Origin of the sequence: Streptococcus sp. CL9.43, assembly GCF_049737935.1 — a bacterium.
GTDB classification, from domain to species: Bacteria; Bacillota; Bacilli; order Lactobacillales; family Streptococcaceae; genus Streptococcus; species Streptococcus infantis_I.
The window spans coordinates 378,600-401,048 of record NZ_JBKOTS010000002.1 but is presented as its reverse complement, the minus strand read 5'-3'; the positions used below and the strand labels follow the sequence as shown (position 1 = coordinate 401,048).

22 protein-coding genes and 1 pseudogene are annotated in these 22,449 nt (G+C 35.3%); 16 read left to right on the top strand and 7 right to left on the bottom strand.

Annotated features, from left to right (window positions below):
- Positions 1–4: 4 nt before the first annotated feature.
- The 3 genes from ACLNCS_RS05240 to ACLNCS_RS05230 all read right to left on the bottom strand — a co-directional run bounded on the left by ACLNCS_RS05240 (position 5) and on the right by ACLNCS_RS05230 (position 2,781).
- A complete protein-coding gene (locus tag ACLNCS_RS05240) occupies positions 5–1,123 on the bottom strand; it encodes a cysteine desulfurase family protein (RefSeq protein ID WP_070678920.1) in 1,119 nt (372 codons plus the stop codon).
- 15 nt (positions 1,124–1,138) lie between these two features.
- On the bottom strand, positions 1,139–2,089 hold the full coding sequence (locus ACLNCS_RS05235) for a ribose-phosphate diphosphokinase (RefSeq protein WP_424847602.1): 951 nt from the start codon (positions 2,087–2,089) through the stop codon (positions 1,139–1,141).
- A 122-nt stretch (positions 2,090–2,211) separates the two neighbouring features.
- Positions 2,212–2,781, bottom strand: coding sequence for a CYTH domain-containing protein (locus ACLNCS_RS05230; protein ID WP_424847600.1), 570 nt, complete (start codon positions 2,779–2,781; stop codon positions 2,212–2,214).
- Between the two features lie 133 nt (positions 2,782–2,914).
- Here ACLNCS_RS05230 and ACLNCS_RS05225 point away from each other — a divergent pair, with 133 nt between their 5' ends.
- The 13 genes and pseudogenes from ACLNCS_RS05225 (at position 2,915) to msr(D) (ending at position 17,689) form a co-directional block, all read left to right on the top strand.
- Positions 2,915–3,586, top strand: coding sequence for a GTP pyrophosphokinase (locus ACLNCS_RS05225; RefSeq protein WP_036754017.1), 672 nt, complete (start codon positions 2,915–2,917; stop codon positions 3,584–3,586).
- Entirely contained in the window at positions 3,570–4,388 is an 819-nt protein-coding gene (locus tag ACLNCS_RS05220; RefSeq protein WP_004252947.1) for an NAD kinase, read from the top strand. The genes ACLNCS_RS05225 and ACLNCS_RS05220 overlap by 17 nt, the downstream gene beginning before the upstream one ends.
- Positions 4,385–5,284: an RluA family pseudouridine synthase gene (locus ACLNCS_RS05215; protein WP_424847598.1), complete on the top strand. Its 900-nt coding sequence runs from the start codon at positions 4,385–4,387 to the stop codon at positions 5,282–5,284. The genes ACLNCS_RS05220 and ACLNCS_RS05215 overlap by 4 nt, the downstream gene beginning before the upstream one ends.
- A gap of 15 nt (positions 5,285–5,299) precedes the next feature.
- On the top strand, positions 5,300–6,274 hold the full coding sequence (gene pta, locus ACLNCS_RS05210; protein WP_254724187.1) for a phosphate acetyltransferase: 975 nt from the start codon (positions 5,300–5,302) through the stop codon (positions 6,272–6,274).
- Positions 6,275–6,422: 148 nt separating this feature from the next.
- A complete protein-coding gene (gene ylqF / locus ACLNCS_RS05205; RefSeq protein ID WP_254724186.1) occupies positions 6,423–7,274 on the top strand; it encodes a ribosome biogenesis GTPase YlqF in 852 nt (283 codons plus the stop codon).
- Entirely contained in the window at positions 7,261–8,040 is a 780-nt protein-coding gene (locus tag ACLNCS_RS05200) for a ribonuclease HII (protein ID WP_424847595.1), read from the top strand. Before ylqF ends, ACLNCS_RS05200 begins: the two co-directional genes overlap by 14 nt.
- A 15-nt stretch (positions 8,041–8,055) precedes the next feature.
- Positions 8,056–9,606 (top strand): ClC family H(+)/Cl(-) exchange transporter, encoded by a 1,551-nt coding sequence (locus tag ACLNCS_RS05195; RefSeq protein ID WP_254724184.1) that lies wholly within the window; start codon positions 8,056–8,058, stop codon positions 9,604–9,606.
- 123 nt (positions 9,607–9,729) lie between these two features.
- Positions 9,730–10,479 (top strand): annotated as a pseudogene (locus ACLNCS_RS05190) (CPBP family intramembrane glutamic endopeptidase).
- Positions 10,480–11,060: 581 nt separating this feature from the next.
- The gene (locus ACLNCS_RS05185) at positions 11,061–12,083 is read left to right on the top strand and encodes a hypothetical protein (RefSeq protein ID WP_049422415.1); all 1,023 of its coding nucleotides are present in this window, start codon (positions 11,061–11,063) and stop codon (positions 12,081–12,083) included.
- Positions 12,070–13,560: an LA2681 family HEPN domain-containing protein gene (locus tag ACLNCS_RS05180; protein ID WP_049422417.1), complete on the top strand. Its 1,491-nt coding sequence runs from the start codon at positions 12,070–12,072 to the stop codon at positions 13,558–13,560. Before ACLNCS_RS05185 ends, ACLNCS_RS05180 begins: the two co-directional genes overlap by 14 nt.
- A 772-nt stretch (positions 13,561–14,332) precedes the next feature.
- A complete protein-coding gene (locus ACLNCS_RS05175; RefSeq protein ID WP_000873143.1) occupies positions 14,333–14,503 on the top strand; it encodes a hypothetical protein in 171 nt (56 codons plus the stop codon).
- 385 nt (positions 14,504–14,888) lie between these two features.
- The gene (gene mef(A) / locus ACLNCS_RS05170; RefSeq protein WP_000417519.1) at positions 14,889–16,106 is read left to right on the top strand and encodes a macrolide efflux MFS transporter Mef(A); all 1,218 of its coding nucleotides are present in this window, start codon (positions 14,889–14,891) and stop codon (positions 16,104–16,106) included.
- Between the two features lie 119 nt (positions 16,107–16,225).
- The gene (gene msr(D) / locus ACLNCS_RS05165; protein ID WP_424847592.1) at positions 16,226–17,689 is read left to right on the top strand and encodes an ABC-F type ribosomal protection protein Msr(D); all 1,464 of its coding nucleotides are present in this window, start codon (positions 16,226–16,228) and stop codon (positions 17,687–17,689) included.
- Positions 17,690–17,806: 117 nt separating this feature from the next.
- On the opposite strand, the gene ACLNCS_RS05160 is transcribed toward msr(D), so the two are convergent.
- From ACLNCS_RS05160 to ACLNCS_RS05145, 4 genes are read right to left on the bottom strand one after another with little or no spacing between them, the layout of a single operon-like run.
- Positions 17,807–18,106 (bottom strand): DUF5960 family protein, encoded by a 300-nt coding sequence (locus ACLNCS_RS05160; RefSeq protein ID WP_001072467.1) that lies wholly within the window; start codon positions 18,104–18,106, stop codon positions 17,807–17,809.
- Positions 18,093–18,461 carry a hypothetical protein gene (locus ACLNCS_RS05155; protein WP_000567222.1) on the bottom strand — a complete coding sequence of 123 codons (369 nt, stop codon included), beginning with the start codon at positions 18,459–18,461 and terminating at the stop codon, positions 18,093–18,095. Before ACLNCS_RS05155 ends, ACLNCS_RS05160 begins: the two co-directional genes overlap by 14 nt.
- Before the next feature lie 12 nt (positions 18,462–18,473).
- Positions 18,474–18,809: a DinB/UmuC family translesion DNA polymerase gene (locus ACLNCS_RS05150; protein ID WP_000806926.1), complete on the bottom strand. Its 336-nt coding sequence runs from the start codon at positions 18,807–18,809 to the stop codon at positions 18,474–18,476.
- Positions 18,806–19,051 carry a hypothetical protein gene (locus ACLNCS_RS05145; RefSeq protein ID WP_001813542.1) on the bottom strand — a complete coding sequence of 82 codons (246 nt, stop codon included), beginning with the start codon at positions 19,049–19,051 and terminating at the stop codon, positions 18,806–18,808. The genes ACLNCS_RS05150 and ACLNCS_RS05145 overlap by 4 nt, the downstream gene beginning before the upstream one ends.
- Positions 19,052–19,444: 393 nt before the next feature.
- Here ACLNCS_RS05145 and ACLNCS_RS05140 point away from each other — a divergent pair, with 393 nt between their 5' ends.
- The 3 genes from ACLNCS_RS05140 (at position 19,445) to ACLNCS_RS05130 (ending at position 22,433) form a co-directional block, all read left to right on the top strand.
- Complete coding sequence (locus ACLNCS_RS05140; RefSeq protein ID WP_049422424.1) at positions 19,445–20,062, top strand: TetR/AcrR family transcriptional regulator; 618 nt, start codon at positions 19,445–19,447, stop codon at positions 20,060–20,062.
- A gap of 108 nt (positions 20,063–20,170) precedes the next feature.
- Positions 20,171–20,881 carry an ABC transporter ATP-binding protein gene (locus tag ACLNCS_RS05135; RefSeq protein ID WP_424847584.1) on the top strand — a complete coding sequence of 237 codons (711 nt, stop codon included), beginning with the start codon at positions 20,171–20,173 and terminating at the stop codon, positions 20,879–20,881.
- Positions 20,874–22,433: a putative ABC transporter permease subunit gene (locus ACLNCS_RS05130; RefSeq protein ID WP_049422427.1), complete on the top strand. Its 1,560-nt coding sequence runs from the start codon at positions 20,874–20,876 to the stop codon at positions 22,431–22,433. The genes ACLNCS_RS05135 and ACLNCS_RS05130 overlap by 8 nt, the downstream gene beginning before the upstream one ends.
- Positions 22,434–22,449 lie beyond the last annotated feature (16 nt).

Sequence of the window (22,449 nt, the reverse complement as noted above, 5' to 3'; positions counted from 1 at the left end):
AAGTTTATCCTCCGATGATATTTTTAAGAGTTTTAGCAAGAGTTATCATTTCTTGTTCTGTATTTAAAGGTGAAATGCTGACGCGTACAGACTCGTTTAAGCGAGGGGATTCTTCTCCGTAGAAGGCTTGAAGAACATGACTGACCTGAACAACACCAGCTGTACAAGCAGAACCTGTTGAAATAGAAATACCTTCAAGGTCTAAACGAAGTAGTAGTAGATCGTTGCGTTGTCCCGGAAATCCGATATTTAGGACATAAGGGAGTTGCTCTTTACCTTGATTGAGATAATAGGTTGAGCCAGCCATCTCAGTTAGAAAAACTTTCTTTAGTTTTTGAACTTTATTAAAGTTAGCCTCTAGATGATCTATATCGTCCTTAAGAGCTGCAACCATACCTATAATTGCGGGAAGGTTTTCTGTCCCTGCTCTTTTTTTCTGTTCTTGATCTCCACCATGTAGATAAGGATCAAAATCTGTAGAAGCAGCGTATAGGAAACCGATACCCTTTGGACCGTGAAATTTATGAGCAGAAGCACTGAGGAAATCTATTCCTAGTTCTTCAGGAAGAATCTCTAGCTTCCCGACAGCTTGAACAGCATCTACATGATAAGCAGCTGAATGGACTTTTAAAATCTGACCAATTTCAGCGATTGGTAAAAGAGTACCTGTTTCATTGTTAACATACATAGTTGAAACGAGAATAGTATCTTCACGCAGTGCATTTTTGACTTGATCTGCAGTGATTTCATGATTGTCGTCGGGTTTTAAAATAGTCACTTCAAACCCAAAATTTTCCACCAGATATTCAATTGGTTCAAGCACAGCGTGATGCTCGATAGCAGTAGTAATAATGTGTTTTCCGCGATTTTGATGACGAAGACAGTAGCCGATAATAGCTGTATTATTACTTTCTGTACCACCAGAAGTGAAGAAAATGTGTTGGGGCTTTGTACCTAGTATACCTGCTAACTCTTGACGGGCTTCACGTAATAATTTTCCTGCTTGACGCCCATGACCATGAATACTAGAAGGATTGCCATAAGTCTCTTGCATGACTTGAGTCATTGCTGAGATAGCTGCAGATGACATGGGTGTCGTAGCAGCATTATCTAAATAAATCAAAAACTCACCTAATTTCTATTTAAATTTAAATAGTGGACTAACTGGTTTTCTTTCATGAATACGAACCATGGCATCACCAATTAGTTCGCTTGCTGTAATATATTGTACATTCTTAGGTTTTTTACTTTCTGTCAATACAGAATCTGTCACCAAGACTTCCTTGATATTAGCTGCATCCAACAACTCTGCAGCACCGTTGACGAACAATCCATGGCTGGATACCGCGTAGATTTCAGTAGCACCATCGCGTTCCACAATTTTAGCAGCTTCAGAGAAAGTACGGCCTGTATTAAGAATGTCATCGATTAAGATTGCTTTCTTACCTTCAACCTCTCCGATAATGTAACCTTGGCTACGTTCAGAATCATCTTGAGCATAGTCAATAATAGCAATCGGAGCATCAAGGTATTCAGCAAGGCTACGAGCACGTTTTACACCTGAGTTTTTAGGGCTGACAACAACCACATCTGGACCAGTTAAACCTTTATCAATGTAGTGTTTTGCAAATAGCGGAATTGTATAGAGGTTATCTACAGGAATATCAAAGAAACCTTGTACCTGAACAGCATGAAGGTCCAATGTCAATACACGACTAACTCCAGCTTTTACTAACATATTTGCAACAAGTTTAGCTGTAAGAGGTTCACGCGAAGAAGCAATACGGTCTTGACGAGCATAACCAAAGTATGGAAGCACAACGTTAATGGTATTAGCACTAGCTCGAACACAGGCATCAACCATGATTAATAGTTCCATCAAGTGGTTATTTACAGGGTAGCTGGTTGATTGGATGATATAAACATCATATCCACGAACACTTTCTTCGATATTAACCTGGATTTCACCATCGGAGAATTGACGTGATGACAACTTTCCAAGTGGAACACCTGCAGCATCTGCAATTTTTTGAGCTATTTCATGATTGGATGAAAGAGAAAAAAGCTTCATATTTTTTGTATCTGACATTGATAAACCGTCCTCTATAAACTAAGTAAATCGGTGAAAAAACATTTTTAAAGGAAAGTGTTTTCTTTCACAGATTCTATTATTTTTTATCTCTTCTATTTTATCAAAAAAAGAAGATAATTTCAGTTTTTTTTCATATTTTCTATAAATCTCACTAATTTAGAAGGAGCTTTCTTGTAATGGATCTCATTTACCTGTAAAAACTCCTTAAAATCAAGACTTCCTTGGTCACCATTCTCAACTTCTAGCTCTAGTTCATAATCTACAATATCGAAGTAGCGGCTTTGATCAAGCGCCATGAGTCCAATTGCTGTTTCTTTTTCGTAACGAACAGTAGTTAGGCAACCTAAAACCACCCAACCACTTGTTGAAAGTCCACGGCTAGTTAGTTCTTCTTGAATCATCCCCTGAGGGAGTTTACAATTTTCAAGACAATATTTAGCTTCCTCAAGAGTAAGGGATTGGTTGTATTCCATATTTCCGACTTCTTGAGGAATCTTAATAGTCAGTTCGGCGCTTGTATCAAAAGTACGAATGCGCATAGCAATTTTATGATGTCGAAGATAAAAATCAGGCGTATCTAGGTAGTAATTTTTTTGTGTAACAGGAGTGACTTCTGAAAATTGAGCTAGCAATCGATCATATTCTTCTTCATTGAGAAGTGTTTTCATTTCTATTTCTAAATGTTTCATTTTTACAACCTTTTCTTTATATTTGAAAGCGATTTATGGTATAATAAGCATTGTATTTATTGTATATGATTTTCATGAGAAAATCAAAAACTAGATAAATGAAACTGCATAGAGAATTGGACGTAAGAGTTATATGATTACAGAATGGGAAGAATTTTTAGATCCTTACATTCAAGCTGTCGGAGAATTAAAAATAAAACTCCGAGGAATCCGAAAACAATACAGAAAACAAAACCGACATTCTCCAATCGAGTTTGTCACAGGTCGGGTTAAACCGATTGAAAGTATCAAAGAAAAAATGGCACGCCGGGGTATTGGCTACGACACACTTGAACAGGATTTGCAAGATATTGCAGGTTTACGTGTTATGGTTCAATTCGTAGACGACGTAAACGAGGTTGTCTCTATCCTTCGTAAAAGACAGGATATGAGAGTTGTTCAAGAACGTGATTACATTACTCATAGAAAGGCATCGGGTTATCGTTCTTACCATGTGATTATTGAGTATACGGTTGATACGATTTACGGTGCAAAAACCATTCTAGTTGAGATTCAAATTCGTACCTTGGCTATGAACTTTTGGGCTACAATCGAGCATTCTCTCAATTATAAATATCAAGGAGATTTCCCAGAAGAAATCAAAGAACGACTCGAGATTACAGCCAGAATTTCACATCAGCTAGACGAAGAAATGAGTAAAATACGTGCTGATATCCAGGAAGCACAAGCGCTCTTTGATCCTTTGCACAGAAAGTTAAATGACGGGGTAGGAAACAGTGACGATACCGATGAAGAATACAGGTAAACGAATTGACCTAATTGCCAACCGTAAGCCTCAGAGTCAGAAAGTTCTATTCGAGTTAAAAGAACGATTAAAAAAGAATAATTTTATCCTGAATGATAAAAATCCAGATATCGTCGTCTCTATTGGTGGAGATGGGATGTTGTTGTCTGCTTTTCATAAGTATGAAAACCAACTGGATAAGGTTCGTTTTGTTGGGGTTCATACGGGACATTTAGGTTTTTATACGGATTACCGTGATTTTGAGTTGGACCAATTGGTTACAAATTTACAGTTGGATAATGGTGCTCAAGTGTCTTATCCACTCTTAAGTGTCAAAATATTTCTCGAAAATGGTGAGGTCAAGTCTTTCCGAGCACTAAATGAAGCTAGCATTCGTCGAGCGGATCGAACTATGGTTGCTGATGTCATTATTAACCATGTTCCCTTCGAACGCTTTCGTGGTGACGGCCTAACAGTTTCAACGCCGACTGGAAGTACTGCTTATAATAAATCACTTGGTGGAGCAGTACTGCACCCGACCATAGAGGCCCTACAATTGGCTGAAATTGCTAGTTTGAACAACCGAATCTACCGCACACTTGGTTCATCAATTATTGTTCCTAAAAAAGACAAGATAGAATTGATACCGACTCGAAATGACTATCACACAATCTCAATCGATAATAGTATTTATTCTTTCCGAAATATTGAGAAAATAGAGTATCAGATTGATCACCACAAGATTCATTTTGTAGCCACGCCAAGCCACACCAGTTTTTGGAATCGTGTTAAAGATGCCTTTATTGGTGAGGTGGACGAATGAGGTTTCAGTTTATTGCCGATGAACATGTCAAGGTCAAAACCTTTCTGAAAAAACATGAAGTTTCAAAAGGGTTACTTGCCAAGATTAAGTTTCGAGGTGGTGATATTCGAGTTAACGGACATCCGCAGAATGCAACTTATCTCTTAGATATCGGAGATGAAGTCGTTATTGATATTCCGCCAGAGGAAGGATTCGAGACACTTGAAGCAATTGATTATCCTCTAGATATTCTATTTGAAGATGATCATTTCTTGATTATCAACAAACCCTTTGGAGTCGCTTCAATCCCTAGTGTCAATCATTCCAATACCATTGCCAACTTTATTAAGGGCTACTATGTAAAACAAAACTATGAGAATCAGCAGGTTCATATTGTGACTCGGCTTGATAGAGATACCTCTGGATTGATGCTTTTTGCTAAACACGGCTATGCGCATGCCAGATTAGATAAACAGTTGCAAAAAAAGGCTATTGAAAAGCGTTATTACGCCCTAGTTAAGGGACATGGTCATTTGGAATCTCAGGGAGAAATCATCGCTCCAATAGCCCGGGATGAAGATTCTATCATTACTCGACGAGTAGCAAAGGGGGGGAAATATGCCCATACGTCCTATCAAATCGTGGCATCTTATGGGAATATTCACTTAGTTGATATTCGTCTCCACACCGGGAGAACCCACCAGATTCGTGTTCATTTCTCGCATATTGGATTTCCATTACTAGGAGATGATCTTTATGGGGGAAGCTTAGAACATGGCATCGATCGCCAGGCTCTACATTGCCATTACTTATCGTTCTATCATCCTTTCTTAGAAGAGCAGTTAGAGCTAGAATGCCCACTGCCGGATGATTTCGACACACTTATTACACAGTTATCAAATAATAATTTATCTTAAAAGGAGTCAAAACTCATGGAAGTTTTTGAAAGTTTGAAAGCCAACCTAGTTGGTAAAAATGCTCGCATCGTTCTACCTGAAGGTGAAGAACCACGTATCCTACAAGCAACGAAGCGTTTGGTAAAAGAAACAGAAGTTATCCCTGTCCTATTAGGAAACCCTGATAAGATTAAAATTTATCTTGAAATCGAAGGAATTACAGAGGGTTACGAAGTCATCAATCCAGAACATTACCCACAATTTGAAGAAATGGTAGCTGCGCTTGTTGAACGTCGTAAAGGAAAAATGACAGAAGAAGAAGCGAGAGAAGTACTCATCAATGATGTTAACTACTTTGGTGTGATGTTAGTTTATATGGGCTTGGTTGATGGTATGGTTTCAGGTGCTATTCACTCAACAGCTTCAACTGTTCGTCCTGCTCTTCAAATCATTAAGACTCGTCCGAATGTGAGCCGTACATCAGGTGCCTTCCTTATGGTTCGTGGCACTGAACGTTACTTGTTTGGTGACTGTGCTATCAACATCAACCCAGATGCTGATGCTCTAGCTGAAATTGCGATTAACTCAGCTATCACAGCTAAGATGTTTGGTATCGAACCTAAGATTGCTATGCTTAGCTATTCAACTAAAGGTTCAGGATTTGGTGAAAGTGTTGACAAGGTGGTTGAAGCAACAAAAATCGCCCACGACTTGCGTCCAGACCTTGAAATTGATGGCGAGTTGCAATTCGATGCAGCCTTTGTTCCTGAAACTGCAGCTCTTAAAGCACCAGGAAGTAACGTAGCTGGACAAGCTAATGTTTTCATCTTCCCTGGTATTGAAGCAGGTAACATTGGTTACAAGATGGCAGAACGTCTTGGTGGATTTGCTGCAGTTGGACCTGTCTTGCAAGGACTTAACAAACCAGTAAACGACCTTTCTCGCGGATGTAACTCTGACGATGTTTACAAATTAACTCTAATTACAGCAGCGCAAGCTGTTCATCAATAAGAATTTTATCCCTCTTTTCCTCTTGGTAAAGGGGGATTTCCATTTCATTAAGATATCATTCATCTGCAAAAATAGCCAAAATATGGTAAAATAGTCAGTAATCATCTATGTTTTATAGAATAAGTTTGTATGAAGAAAAGGAAATAAAATGGCAACTATTCAATGGTTTCCTGGGCATATGTCCAAAGCACGACGTCAGGTCCAGGAAAATTTAAAATTTGTTGATTTTGTAACAGTTTTAGTAGATGCACGTTTGCCCTTGTCTAGTCAAAATCCGATGCTGACTAAAATTGTCGGAGATAAACCAAGACTATTAATTTTAAACAAGGCAGACCTTGCGGACCCAGTATTAACAAAAGAATGGCGTCAGCACTTTGAATCACAAGGCATTCAAACACTTGCTATCAACTCTAAGGAACAAATAACAGTAAAAGTCGTAACGGATGCTGCTAAGAAACTCATGGCAGATAAGATAGCTCGTCAAAAAGAACGTGGGATTAAAATTGAAACCTTACGCACCATGATTATTGGGATTCCCAACGCAGGAAAATCAACTCTGATGAACCGTTTAGCTGGTAAGAAAATTGCTGTAGTTGGAAACAAGCCTGGTGTGACAAAAGGCCAGCAATGGCTTAAAACCAATAAAGATCTTGAAATCTTGGATACTCCAGGGATTCTTTGGCCAAAATTCGAAGATGAAACGGTCGCTCTTAAACTTGCCCTTACGGGAGCAATCAAGGATCAGTTGCTTCCAATGGATGAGGTAACGATTTTCGGTCTCAATTACTTTAAAACGCATTATCCTGAAAAGCTTCAAGAACGTTTCAAACAAATGAATCTGGACGATGAGGCTCCAGAAATTATCATGGATATGACGCGTACCCTTGGTTTCCGTGATGATTACGATCGTTTTTACAATCTCTTTGTCAAAGAAATTCGTGATGGAAAACTTGGTAACTATACCTTAGATACATTGGATGATCTCAATGGCAACGATTAAAGAAATAAAAGAAGCATTAGCAAAGATAAGAGAACTTGAAAGTCCCTTGTTTAAGGAATTTGAAAAAGATTCTCGTTCAGGTGTACAAAAGGAAATCGAAAAGCGTAAAAAGGCCATCCAAGCAGAAATGGATGAAAATCTTCGCTTAGAAGCCATGCTTCGATATGAAAAAGATCTATATAGTAAAGGGATATCTCTAATTGCAGGTGTAGATGAGGTTGGACGTGGTCCGCTAGCTGGTCCAGTGGTAGCTGCTGCAGTGATTTTACCTCAAAATTGTAAAATTAAAGGTTTAAATGACAGTAAAAAAATTCCTAAGAAAAAACACCAGGAGATTTTTCAAGCCGTTAAGGATAGTGCTTTAGCAATCGGTATCGGGATTATGGACAATCATGTCATTGACCAAGTCAATATCTATGAAGCGACGAAACTAGCCATGAAGGAAGCTATTTATCAGCTTGAGCCACAACCAGAGCACCTCTTGATCGATGCTATGAAGTTGGACTTGCTGATTTCTCAGACATCCATCATCAAAGGGGATGCCAACTCCTTATCTATTGCAGCAGCATCGATTATAGCTAAAGTTACCAGAGATAAGATCATGGCTAACTATGACCAAGAATTTCCAGGCTATGATTTTGCTCAAAATGCTGGCTATGGTACTGCTAAGCATCTAGAAGGAATTGAAAAGCACGGTGTCATACCTATTCATCGCACCAGTTTTGAACCAATTAAAACGATCGTTTCAGAAACTAGTAAAAGATAATTAAAGGAGAGAATTATGGAGGAACAATCGGAAATACTTAGTTCCGAGAAAGAATTTGCCTTCGCGTCCAGTACGATCTTAGCTCAAGTAGGGCGAGGTATTATTGTTGGATTAGTCGTAGGAATTATTGTAGGATCATTTCGATTTTTGATCGAAAAAGGCTTTCATATCGTTCAAGGATTTTATCAAGACCAAGAGAATCTGATACGGAATCTATTGATTATTTTATTGTTTTATATCCTCATTTGCTTACTTAGTGCCAAATTAACACGTTCAGAAAAAGATATCAAAGGTTCTGGTATTCCTCAAGTTGAAGCCGAGTTAAAAGGTCTCATGTCTCTCAACTGGTGGAGTGTCCTCTGGAAGAAATACATTCTAGGTATCTTGGCCATTGCGAGTGGGCTCATGCTCGGTCGTGAAGGTCCCAGTATTCAGCTAGGTGCCGCTGGAGGAAAAGGAATTGCTAAATGGCTCAATTCTAGCCCTGTTGAGGAGCGTTCTTTGATTGCTAGCGGAGCTGCTGCTGGACTTGCTGCAGCCTTTAATGCACCGATTGCGGGGTTATTATTTGTAGTAGAAGAAGTCTATCACCATTTTTCACGATTCTTCTGGGTTTCTACCTTGGCTGCTAGTCTAGTAGCAAACTTTGTTTCCCTTCTCATCTTTGGCTTAACACCTGTACTTGATATGCCGGACAATATCCCTCTCATGAACTTGAGCCAATATTGGATTTATCTAGTGATGGGAATTTTTCTAGGACTCTCAGGTTTTCTCTATGAAAAAGCCGTTCTGAATGTCGGAAAAGTATATGATTGGATTGGTCAAAAGATTCATCTGGATAAGGCCTATTATCCTATTCTAGCCTTTCTCCTTATCATTCCAGTAGGAATATTCCTACCACAGATACTTGGTGGAGGCAATCAGGTTGTCTTATCCTTAACAGAACAGGATTTTAGTTTTCAAATTCTCTTGGCTTACTTTATTATTCGCTTTATCTGGAGTATGATCAGTTATGGTAGTGGACTACCAGGTGGTATTTTCTTGCCAATTTTAGCTTTAGGCTCCTTACTTGGTGCCCTGGTAGGTGTTATTTGTGTCAATCTAGGCCTTGTTACCCAGCAGCAATTCCCTATCTTTGTAATTCTGGGGATGAGCGGGTATTTTGGGGCTATCTCAAAAGCACCTTTGACTGCTATGATTCTTGTAACGGAAATGGTTGGGGATATCCGAAATCTCATGCCTTTAGGGATGGTAACCCTAGTTGCCTATATTGTTATGGATCTGCTCAAAGGAGCGCCTGTCTATGAAGCCATGCTTGAAAAAATGTTACCAGAAACCGCAAGTGACGATGGTGAAGTTACTCTTATAGAAATCCCAGTTTCTGATAAGATAGCTGGTAAGCAGGTACATGAACTCAATTTACCACACAACGTACTCATCACAACCCAAGTACATAATGGGAAGAGTAAGACAGTTAATGGATCTACAAGGATGTATCTAGGTGATATGATTCATCTCGTGATACCAAAAAGTGAAATTGGAAAAGTGAAAGATTTACTACTATAAAAACATAATTTAAGTTATGTAAATTTAGAAACAAAAAGATCGGGAAATATATTTATTGCATAATTTTGTTTATGTACAAAATGTAACTCTTAAACTGTTTTTTTATAACCAAAGGGAGATGCTATGAGTAGAAAAAAAGCTCTTGCAGTTTATTTACTAGGGACTTTTAGTCAATTATTATTAGTTTGTTTAGTTGTATTTTTCTGCAATCATTATGGCGTTCATTCTGTTCTAGTAAATGTTTTCGGAGTAATGATTGGTGGAATCTCTACAGCCTTATGGGGTAGCATTGTTGGCATTTGCTATTATGAGATTGACTTAAAGAAAATAATAAAAGATTTTTTTAACATTCAGACCAGTTATAAACATTATTTATTAGCATTTTTTCTTATTATTCTTGATTTCTCTTTTCTATTTTTTGGGGGGAAAATCGTACAATTTATCTGGTATCTTCCTTTTCTGATGTTTTTCAAGTTTATTGTATTTGGCGGTTTGGAGGAAATTGGTTGGAGATATGTATTTCAGCCACTTTTACAAGAAAAGTTCCACTATTTTCAAGCGACAATTTTAACATTTATCATATGGTCAATTTGGCATTTATTGTTCTTTTATATAGATGGTTCTCTAGCCATCCTTCAAATAGTACCTTTTTTATTTGGGTTGCTGACAAATTCGTTTATTCTTACAGCTCTTTATTTAAAAACAAAAAATCTCTAGATTTGTGTGATGACACATTCAATGATTAATGTATTTTCTCAATTGACTATGAGTGACGATCATTACGGAATGTATCTAATCAGAATTATTGTTATTGTTGCATCGTGTTATATAGTAATGTCTAGCAAAGTTAAGTATAAAGCATATATTAAATAGTATTTTGAATAATTTTAAACATTTAATAGAGAGTTAAAAATCCAAATCAACAGAGTGTTTTGGATTTTATTGATTTTAGAGAAAATTATAAGTTTATGTAAAAGTTATTTAAACATTGATAGAAAAACTAAAAGTTAATGTCATTTGAACAATTTTTAGTTTTCACTTAAATAAAGTACATAATTAAGAATAATTAGCCCTAAAAAAATTTTTGGTTACCTAAAATTTTGGTTACATTATATATTCCTAAAAAAACTAAAAGTTTATGTACAATTGACTTAACATGAGTTAAACCATTGATATAACTGAATTAGAAGCATAAAGTACATTATTTAAAAAGTGTACTTTATTTTTGTTTTGTACATTATTTTGGAGTGGTATTTTGTATGTTTTGTAGTACGTAATATTCTCTAATCTAAGAAATTGATTTGTACATTTTTTACTCTAATTGGTGTAGAAGAAGTGGTGGTTCAATTGTACATTTTATTTAAAATATTTATGGTTATAAGATTAGTATTTGAAGCATAAATAAAGTAGATACAGTGGTATAATAGTGTCAAAAGACTTTCAGGAGAAATGAGATGAGATCGCATACAGTTATTCTAGGCGCTGGTGCTACTATTGCAGCAATACCAGATGGTGATAAAAACGGCAAAAGTTCTTCAGTTATGAATGGATTGCTAAAAAAACTAAATTTAGAAGAAATTCTTGCTGGTGTTGAATTACAGACAAAGAGCGAAAATTTAGAGGATATCTACTCAGAATTATTTGAGAGAGAAGAGTGCTCCGAAATAGTTAGAAAGCTAGAAGAAAGACTCTATGATTATTTTGCTTCGTTGGAGTTACCTGATGAACCAACAATTTATGATTTTTTAATATTAAGTTTAACTAATAAAGATTGTATAGCTACGTTTAATTGGGACCCTTTACTTATACAGGCTTATATTCGCTGCTCAAAAATTACTCTGAACTTGCCAAAAATTCTTTGTTTACATGGGAATGTAGCTGTTGGGTTTTGTGAAGAACATATTGAGTTTGGAGGAGTAGATTGCTACTGCCCAACATGTTATAAAAAATTAAATCCAACAAAATTATTGTATCCCGTAAAAAACAAAGACTATTCTTCCGATGGATACATAAATTGGTGTTGGAAAGCATTAGATTACTTTGTCGATCATTCATATATGTTAACTATTTTTGGATACAGTGCTCCTAAGAGCGATGTAGATGCTGTTAATTTAATGAAAAAAGCATGGGGAAATATTGAAGACCGACCACTTGAAGAAGTTTCCGTAATAGATATTATAGACGAAGAGACTATGCTAAATACATGGAAAGACTTTATTCATAGCCATCATTATAGGTATTCAAATTCATTTTTTGATTCTTACTTAGCAAAATTTCCAAGAAGAACTTGTGAAACCGTATTTGCAACATTTTCATTAAATGTTCCTTCTGATGGTAGTAGAGGATTTAAAGAGAATTTTAATTGGGACATGATAAAAGAGTTTTTATCTGATATGTTAGTTGAAGAACAGGAAAATAAAGGAAAATCAAATTTAAAATCGAAATATTTAGTTTGGGGTGAAGATGTTAACAAATAATCCAATTAATCATAGTGTACTTAAATTGTCAATGGATTTCGATAATGCTTTTAAACATAAAAATATAAAGGAAATCCATAGACTAATAGAATTTGGAAAAAATATGGAAAACACTATTGATGATATTTCCAAAATTCAATTATTTTATTCTATTGGGACAGCATACGCTGATATATTTGAACTAAGTGATAACTTAGTTTTCAACATAGATACCGATTTTACAGTTCAACAAATTTATTACTTTAGAAAAGCTATAGAAATTTCAAATAAAGTTGATATAAATTCTGAGAACAGTAGGTTTGTTTTCCCATTATTATGTTCACTTTACACTAATTACGCAAATTTATTAGATGCTTGTGGTAGAAAGCAGTTAGCTATTAAGATGTATTGTAAATGTATACAAATCAATCCAAGATTCACAATGGCTAGTGGTAACTTAGCTATTTGTCTAGATCATTATCGTAATTTTTTGAATGATAACGAACACCTCCACTTTATTAAAAAAATTAAAAATTTAATAGAAACAAGCATAACTGTTTCAGATCCAAACAGAGTTGATTATGCAGAAAAGCGATTTATTGAACTTTACGAACAATATCTTGATTATAAAGATATAGATGAATGTTCTTGTAAAACAATCGATTATAATCCTAATTCACAAAAGTATCGTGAATGGTGTTGGAACAACGGGCTGTATCTTAATCCACTTAATGACTTACAAGCTGACGATATAAATAGATATGATGATAATCTTTTACTACCAAGTTTATTATTTCAATCGGATAAAGATTTAAACAAATATATTTCTATGTTTAATCAAATTAAGCAAGAATATGTTTATGCCCGTTATCTCTGTTTTAATAGCATTGAGAGTGATTCGGTTCATTATGCTGACGAGAATGTTGATCTTATTGATTGTCTAGACTACGTACAATACTCTATCCGAGTTGAAGGATTAAAAGCATCTTTTAAAACACTATATTCATTATTAGATAAAGTAGCTATGTTTATAAATGAATATTATTCTTTAAAAATTGAAACTCGAAAAGTAAATTTCCATTCAATTTGGAGATCAAATAGTGATTTAAATAAAATGTTGGATAAGAATATTGGTCTGTCATCTATATTTTGGATAGAGAAAGATTTTGATAATGGTGATAATTCTTTAACAGCTAATCCAAACTCAAAGCGATTGAAAATTATTAGAAATTATTTAGAGCATAGATTTACTAATATAACATTGAATATTTTTAATGGAAGTGAAGATAATGAAGATAATAATGAAACCAGACTGTATCTAACTGAATCTGAACTTCAAGAGTTTGCATTAGATTTATTAAATCTTGTAAGAGAAGTTATTTTTTCACTCAAAAATGCCATTCAAATAAGTGAAAATGAAAAACAATCTACTCTAAGCAGTGAAGTTGCTTTAATTCCGATAAATTATGAAGAAGTAGATTTGGAAGATAAATTATAGCATTGAGCATACAATTTATAGTCGTTATAAAAAGCAATAGTCTAAATTCATTTAACTAATCGACTTAACTAGAGTTAAACCATTGATAAAACTGAATTAGAAGGATAAAGTACACTCATTAAGCAGTGTACTTTATTTTTGTTTTGTACATTATTTGTTGATTGCTTAATCAATACTACATCTCTATCAGGCAATTCAGACTCCATTTAGTCCTCTAAAACCCATGTTGAGGCGGTAAGTTTGCTAGTCAAGGAGTAAAACGACGAAGATTAGCATTTACTTCCGCCCATGCGATAGCTGTCCGTGATTGACAAGTGCTAGCACGCAGACAGAACGGAGATAGCGAACCGCTGAGTGTGTCGCTCTGCTCGTAAAAGCTTAGAAACCTTTGAACGAAAGGGATAATGAAAGCCTTGATTGCAAGGCTTTTTGCTTTATGGTGGGTAAGTATCAGAGTGAGAAAATTTTTGGAATGAGTAGAAGTGATAGCTAGAAATTATCAGTTTCTATTTCCATTTACCCTGTGGGTACGTGTTTGTTTCCATTGACAAGGAGTTTGTGGGAATAGAAATGTACCCACCTTGTTTGAATCAAGTGAAGTGTAGTTGAAGGAAATCTGTTGAAAGCAATACTTCATTTTACCGAATAAGTAATAATTTAGGCAACTTCAAATCGATTAAAAAAAACTATTTTAAAGGTTAAGAGTAGACAAAAATTGTCCACTCTTTTTTGCAAACTCAATTTATCAATAAATGAAATGAGGGAATGTAAAATGAAATATTTTGAGGTTGAGTTAGAAAATCCTGATGAATTTTTAAAACTACAAACAGAAGATTTTGTGAAAGCTAATCGCTTGCTACTAAGGAAGATAATCCAGAGCGTTACAGTCTATGAAGAAAACTTCGTCATATCCTTTAAATCTGGCATCGAATTGGAAGTATGAGTCTCATTCCATAACTTTTATATTGAACATATCATCTTGTTGTGTTATACTATAAATTGATATAAACAAAGATGTAGGAGGAACCGAAACTATGACAGCCTCAATGCGTTTAAGATAAGCTGGCAATAAAAAAAGCAGAATCTATACCCGATGATAGGCTTTTTTGTTGTGCTTATTTATACGATATTGAGCATTCATTAGTTACGGTGAGGATATTGGTTATTTAACTATACCTTTATTTAACTATGTCTTTAATATGAATGTTTCCAAATTGTATGTATGCAGACCAAAAGCCACATTGTGGGGTTTGGCCTGCATTTTTTATTGCCTAGAATGCTATTCAAAATAGAAATTCAAGCAAAATAATATGCAGGAGATAATATAAATGGAAAAATACAACAATTGGAAACGAAAATTTTATGCAATATGGGCAGGGCAAGCAGTATCATTAATCACTAGTGCCATCCTGCAAATGGCGATTATTTTTTACCTTACAGAAAAAACAGGATCTGCGATGGTCTTGTCTATGGCTTCATTAGTAGGTTTTTTACCCTATGCGATTTTGGGACCTGCCATTGGTGTGCTAGTGGATCGTCATGATAGGAAGAAGATAATGATTGGTGCCGATTTAATTATCGCAGCAGCTGGTGCAGTGCTTGCTATTGTTGCATTCTGTATGGAGCTACCTGTCTGGATGATTATGATAGTATTGTTTATCCGTAGCATTGGAACAGCTTTTCATACCCCAGCACTCAATGCGGTTACACCACTTTTAGTACCAGAAGAACAGCTAACGAAATGCGCAGGCTATAGTCAGTCTTTGCAGTCTATAAGCTATATTGTTAGTCCGGCAGTTGCAGCACTCTTATACTCCGTTTGGGATTTAAATGCTATTATTGCCATCGACGTATTGGGTGCTGTGATTGCATCTATTACGGTAGCAATTGTACGTATACCTAAGCTGGGTAATCAAGTGCAAAGTTTAGAACCAAATTTCATAAGGGAGATGAAAGAAGGAGTTGTGGTTCTGAGACAAAACAAAGGATTGTTTGCCTTATTACTCTTAGGAACACTATATACTTTTGTTTATATGCCAATCAATGCACTATTTCCTTTAATAAGCATGGAACACTTTAATGGAACGCCTGTGCATATTTCTATTACGGAAATTTCCTTTGCATTTGGGATGCTAGCAGGAGGCTTATTATTAGGAAGATTAGGGGGCTTCGAAAAGCATGTATTACTAATAACAAGTTCATTTTTTATAATGGGGACCAGTTTAGCCGTTTCGGGAATACTTCCTCCAAATGGATTTGTAATATTCGTAGTTTGCTGTGCAATAATGGGGCTTTCGGTGCCATTTTATAGCGGTGTGCAAACAGCTCTTTTTCAGGAGAAAATTAAGCCTGAATATTTAGGACGTGTATTTTCTTTGATCGGAAGTATCATGTCACTTGCTATGCCAATTGGGTTAATTCTTTCTGGATTCTTTGCTGATAAAATCGGTGTAAATCATTGGTTTTTACTATCAGGTATTTTAATTATTGGCATTGCTATAGTTTGCCAAATGATAACTGAGGTTAGAAAATTAGATTTAAAATAAACAATATTGGAGGAATATTTATGTATCTTATTTTCATGTAACTCTTCCTGCTAAAATCGCAGGGTTTTCCCTGCATACAAGCAAATGAAAGCATGCGATTATAGACAGGAGGAAATGTTATGGAATTAATATTAAAAGCAAAAGACATTCGTGTGGAATTCAAAGGACGCGATGTTTTAGATATAAATGAATTAGAAGTATATGATTATGACCGTATTGGTTTAGTAGTAGCAAATGGTGCTGGAAAAAGCACTTTACTCAGGGTACTTTTAGGAGAATTAACTCCCCCAGGATGTAAAATGAATCGTCTGGGTGAACTTGCCTATATTCCCCAGTTGGACGAAGTAACTCTGCAGGAGGAAAAAGATTTTGCACTTGTAGGCAAGCTAGGTGTTGAGCAATTAAATATACAGACTATGAGCGGTGGTGAAGAAACAAGGCTTAAAATAGCACAGGCCTTATCGGCACAGGTTCATGGTATTTTAGCGGATGAACCTACGAGCCATTTAGACCGTGAAGGAATTGATTTTCTAATAGGACAGCTAAAATATTTTACAGGTGCACTGTTAGTTATTAGCCATGACCGCTATTTTCTTGATGAAATAGTAGATAAAATATGGGAACTGAAAGATGGCAAAATCACTGAGTATTGGGGAAACTATTCTGATTATCTTCGTCAGAAAGAGGAAGAACGTAAGAGCCAAGCTGCAGAATACGAACAATTTATTGCGGAACGTGCCCGATTGGAAAGGGCTGCGGAGGAAAAGCGAAAACAGGCTCGTAAAATAGAACAGAAGGCAAAAGGTTCTTCAAAGAAAAAAAGTACTGAAGACGGAGGGCGTTTAGCTCATCAAAAATCAATAGGAAGTAAGGAAAAAAAGATGTATAATGCTGCTAAAACCCTAGAGCACAGGATTGCGGCCTTAGGAAAAGTAGAAGCTCCGGAAGGCATTCGCAGAATTCGTTTCAGGCAAAGTAAAGCATTGGAGCTCCATAATCCATACCCTATAGTCGGTGCAGAAATTAATAAAGTATTTGGGGATAAGGCTCTGTTTGAAAATGCATCTTTTCAAATTCCGTTAGGAGCAAAAGTGGCGTTAACTGGTGGTAATGGAATCGGAAAAACAACTTTAATCCAAATGATCTTAAACCATGAAGAAGGAATTTCTATTTCGCCTAAGGCAAAAATAGGTTACTTTGCACAGAATGGTTACAAGTACAACAGTAATCAGAATGTTATGGAGTTTATGCAGAAGGATTGTGACTACAATATATCAGAAATTCGTTCAGTGCTAGCATCTATGGGGTTCAAACAGAACGATATTGGAAAAAGTTTATCTGTTTTAAGCGGTGGAGAAATTATAAAATTGTTGCTTGCTAAAATGCTCATGGGTAGATATAACATCCTAATAATGGATGAACCCAGTAACTTCCTTGACATACCAAGTTTAGAGGCTTTGGAAATACTAATGAAGGAGTACACCGGAACTATCGTGTTTATCACCCACGATAAACGATTACTCGAAAATGTAGCAGATGTAGTTTATGAAATTAGAGATAAGAAAATAAATCTGAAACATTAAATTTAAGGTAGTCGCTGGTCAGTATAGTCTGTTCTGGTTGGCGACTCCATTGTTAAAGAGTATAAAGACTTTAGATTTTATGAATATTAAAAATAGGAACAGTCAATTGAACTGCTCCTATTTTTCTGCTAAATATATTGTAGTTTTCTTATATGTATAATGATAGATTAGCGGATTCTCATCTACGGTACTTACTTCAAATATGAAGAAGTGATCGCGGTTATCTCTGGACTTTTCCTTATTAAGGACAAAGTAATTCTTACGTGAAGTCGCCATTGTTTTTAGGATATCATCAGTTAGGAAGGTCAATGGAATATTCATGTTAGAGTAGCGGTAGAAGTCACGTTCAAAATCTTGGTAGCTCTCGCTATAATAGTCCATTTGTAGGTGATTACGCTGAAACTCAAGCTGATTCATAGAGCACCTCCTCGACAAGTTCAATACTAATAATGTCTTTTAATTTCAAATTGATGTGACCTGTTGTAGTTTTTATCAAAATGAAATCTTTGGTCAGACTTGGTATTGTTCCAGTGTAGGAAACACGCTTGTTTTTTTCAATCACTTGAATGCGTGTGCGTAGCTGCCCGGCGTATACTTGACTGAGGAGTAATAATTTCTTCTCTAGTGATAAGTCAGACATGTACGTTACTTTGTTTGTATCATCAGAGAGTGCTGATGCATGTTCAGATAGGAAAAAGCCCATCCATTTTTGCATCTTTGTATCCTGGTACTCTCTTGCTGATTGAAATGGTAAATATGAACGGTCAATCATATCAAATCCTTTCTATGCAGAGGCAAGGGTATTTTTATCAAATTGAATCGTAAAACCTTGAATTCCCCCACCTGTGTAACATTCTTTAAAGCGATTGATTACCTCAGTATAGATTATCACAGATGAGCTTGTTGGCTTAATGCTAAATGTAAATTCCAATGGTAATCGGTTTTCAGATTTAGCATGTACTAGTCGTATCGATATTTCAGTTGTTTTGAGTTTTCTCTGACGAAGTTTTGAAGTTGCTGTTTCAACGATTCCATGTAAAAATCTTTCAAGCATTTCAATATCATTACATCCTTTGCTACGGATTTCTGAAAATTGTACTGTATTTTTTTCTTGTTTCATTTTAATCCCTCCAATCCACCCGCGGAATGACCACCGATAAGTTTACTGCGTTCAATATTTCTGGAACCTTCAGTTAGGACGGTTCCTTTTTGTATGGCTAAAAAACCAAACTGTTCTCTGACAACATCAATAGCTGTCTGAAGTCTATTATCTTTTTCAATTTGTTCTACATCATCAAAGAGTGATAGTAGAGTATAGCTTTCATCTACGAAGCCACTATAAGATACACCAATTTGTCTCACTGCACCAGAGGTGTATTTTTTCGGAATAATACAAGTACATGACTCACCATTGTTTTGGGGAGATTTGCGGGTTCAATTTTATTCTGAGCATTTATAGATTTTTTCATCTCAGTCCTAGAATAGCCAATATGAATAGAAACGACAGTAGTCAATACTAGGGCTACTGTTCCGTTCCACAGTATCATTTAAAAATCATTTTCACACCCTTTCGTCTATTAGTATAGAAGAAAGCTCTCAGCACATGTTGAGGCAGCATCACTGCTTGTACGAGCTTAGAAAAAATGTTAACGAAAAAGCCTTAGTGTCAAGGTTTTTTTGGTATCCTCAAAAAGGTAATTTTATAATTGACAATTTGTCAGTAGAGTAGTATAATTTATAAGCAGGAGGAATAAAATGCGAGATGTAAAAGATCCGGAAATTCGACGGGCTGAGATTATGGACGCTGCTATGCTCCTCTTTATGGAGAAAGGATATGCGAACACAACAACTCAGGATATAGTCGATAAGGTAAATATATCACGAGGTTTGCTATACTATCACTTTAAGAATAAAGAAGATATTCTGTATTGTCTCGTGGAACGTTATTCAGAGAAATTATTGAGTGTTATTCACGTGATTGTCTATGATGATGACAAAACTGCTATTGAAAAAATAAGAGCCTTTATAGATGCCACAATAATCTCTACAGATAACGTTTCAGCGGAAGGAACTGAGTTACAAAAGACGGTTGATCTTGAAGAAAATCGTTATATGTTAGATAAGTTATCTCATAAGCTCATTGAAAAACTGACTATATATTTTGAGAGGATAATAAATCAAGGCATCTCAGAAAAAGTATTTTCTGTAAAATATCCATCAGAAACAGCAGAATTTCTGATGACAGCCTATGTTTTTGTTTCAAATAACATAGGTATAAAAACTTCAAAGAAAGAAACTGTCAAAGATTACTTGAATGCATTTAAGATAATGCTGGAACAAAATCTAAATACAAAAGGACTCTTTAGCAATTAAAAAAGATAGAATGTTTGTAAAGAGAACTATGTACCGATAGCTAAATCAAAACAAGCTATCGGTATTATTTCAAAATATGACTGACAAATTGTCAATAGAGGTGAAAATATGTTAGAGATAAAGAATTTTAGTAAAAGTTATGGGGACAAGAAGGTTGTGGATAACCTATCTATTTCAGTACAGCCTGGAGATATTTATGGTTTTATTGGAGCAAATGGTGCAGGCAAAACGACAACGATAAAGGCAGTTGTCGGTATCCATGATTTTGAAGACGGAAGTATAATTATCAACGGTCATTCTATTAAAGAAGAACCTGTTATTTGTAAAAAAATGATGGCGTATATCCCAGATAATCCAGATTTGTATGAACATATGACAGGACTTCAATATATTAATTTTATTGCTGAATTGTTTGAAATTCCTACAAAGATACGCAAGGAGAGAATACAAAAATACGGTGATTTATTTGATATGACTGATCATCTTTCGGGGATAATTTCTTCATATTCACATGGAATGAAGCAACGAACAGCCATTATTTCTGCACTTGTACATTCTCCCAAACTGTTGATTTTAGATGAACCTTTTGTTGGGCTAGATCCCAAAGCAACTTTCCTACTAAAGAAAATTATGCATGAGTGTGTTTCAGATGGAGGTGCTATTTTCTTTTCAACCCATGTATTGGATGTTGCGGAAAAATTATGTAATAAGATTGCCATTATCAAAAATGGAAAGTTAATTGCAAGTGGCAATACAGGAGACGTCAAAGGTGATGAATCATTGGAGGCATTTTTCATGGAGGTGCAGAACAATGAGTAACATTTGGATACTGCTTAAAGCGCAATTGATTAATTTCTTTCCTATTAACGTGATTAGAGATTCACGAAATAAAAAACAAAGTTCAATGGCTATTGCGAGTTTTGGCATAATAACTCTTTCCTTATTTTGCTTTGTTTATAATATAATAACAGCGAAAACATTGGTACACGTCGGACAGCAGAACTTGATTCCAGCATATATGGTCTCTGTCTCAAGTTTTTCAATATTATTTTTGACAGTATTTTATTCGAATGGCATTTTATTTGGCAGTCGAGATATGGAAATTCTCCAATCCTTACCTGTTAAAAGTTCGTATATTATCACCAGCAAGTTCATGTTTATGTACTTATTGAATTTTTTAATAGGCTTGATGTTTATGCTTCCGGGTGGAATTATATGGGGCTTGAACGGAAGTTTAAACCTCCTACAGATTATATTGTATTTTACTTCTATAATTTTTGCCCCTTTGATCCCCATGTGTATAGCGGCATGCATGGGACTCGTTATTGTTGTCGCTTCATCTTTTTTTAAAAGAAAAAATGTTATCTCTCTTATTTTTTCATTTGCGATGCTAGGTATAATTGGATATTTTGCATTATCAGCTTTGCAATCAGGTGATGAAAGTAGTATTGGGGTTACTCTGGCTAAGCAAATTACTGGACTGTATCCAATTTCTAGACTATTTATGTCATACTACAATTTTCCAATGTACTATGGGATGGGATTTTATATAGTTCTTTCAATAGTCGTCTTTTATCTATTTGTCAAAATTGCTTCGTTGAAGTATGGACTACTTAATACACTTGCCAATACAAAATCAAGTTATGCTAATGACAAAGTATCTTATGAAAGAAAATCGGTATTTTTTTCCTTGTATCAAAAAGAGCTTGGACGATTTTTAAGTTCTTATATGGCAGTCTTGAATGCTGGGCTTGGAGTGATTCTTTTATGTGTCTTTAGTATATGTTTCCTGTTTAATTCTGTAGGTCAAATAGGAAATTCTGCAGGAATTGAAAATATAAATGAGTATCTTTCAAACTTAGCTCCCGTCTTTATTGCATCTATGCTTTCACTCAGTTGTCCAGCAGCTTCATCTATATCTTTAGAAGGTAAAAATATTTGGATTTTGAAAAGTTCTCCAGTTGAAGTGAAAACGATTTTAAATGCTAAGATAGCTGTCAACCTTACACTTCATTTGATTGGATATATGATTTCTGTATCTGTATTTATGCTGAAACTTGATATGAATCCTATTCAAGTTATGAATCTAGTTATTGTTCCTATATGTTACTCCCTTTTTATAATGGTAATCGGAATTTCATTAAATAAAAAATATCCTAACTATGATTGGGACAGTGAGATGATAGTTGTCAAACAAAGTCTTCCTGTTATTGTAACTGGAATTATTAGTATGATTACGCTTATTACGCCTATTTTGCTTAATTGGTTTTTTAATCTTCCGATTATATTTGTTTTGCAAGCAGTATCAGTAATTTTACTGGCTATTTCGTTTAGAGTTTATATAAAAATGACCAAGTTAAATTTTATCTAGTTAAAGGAGGAAAATA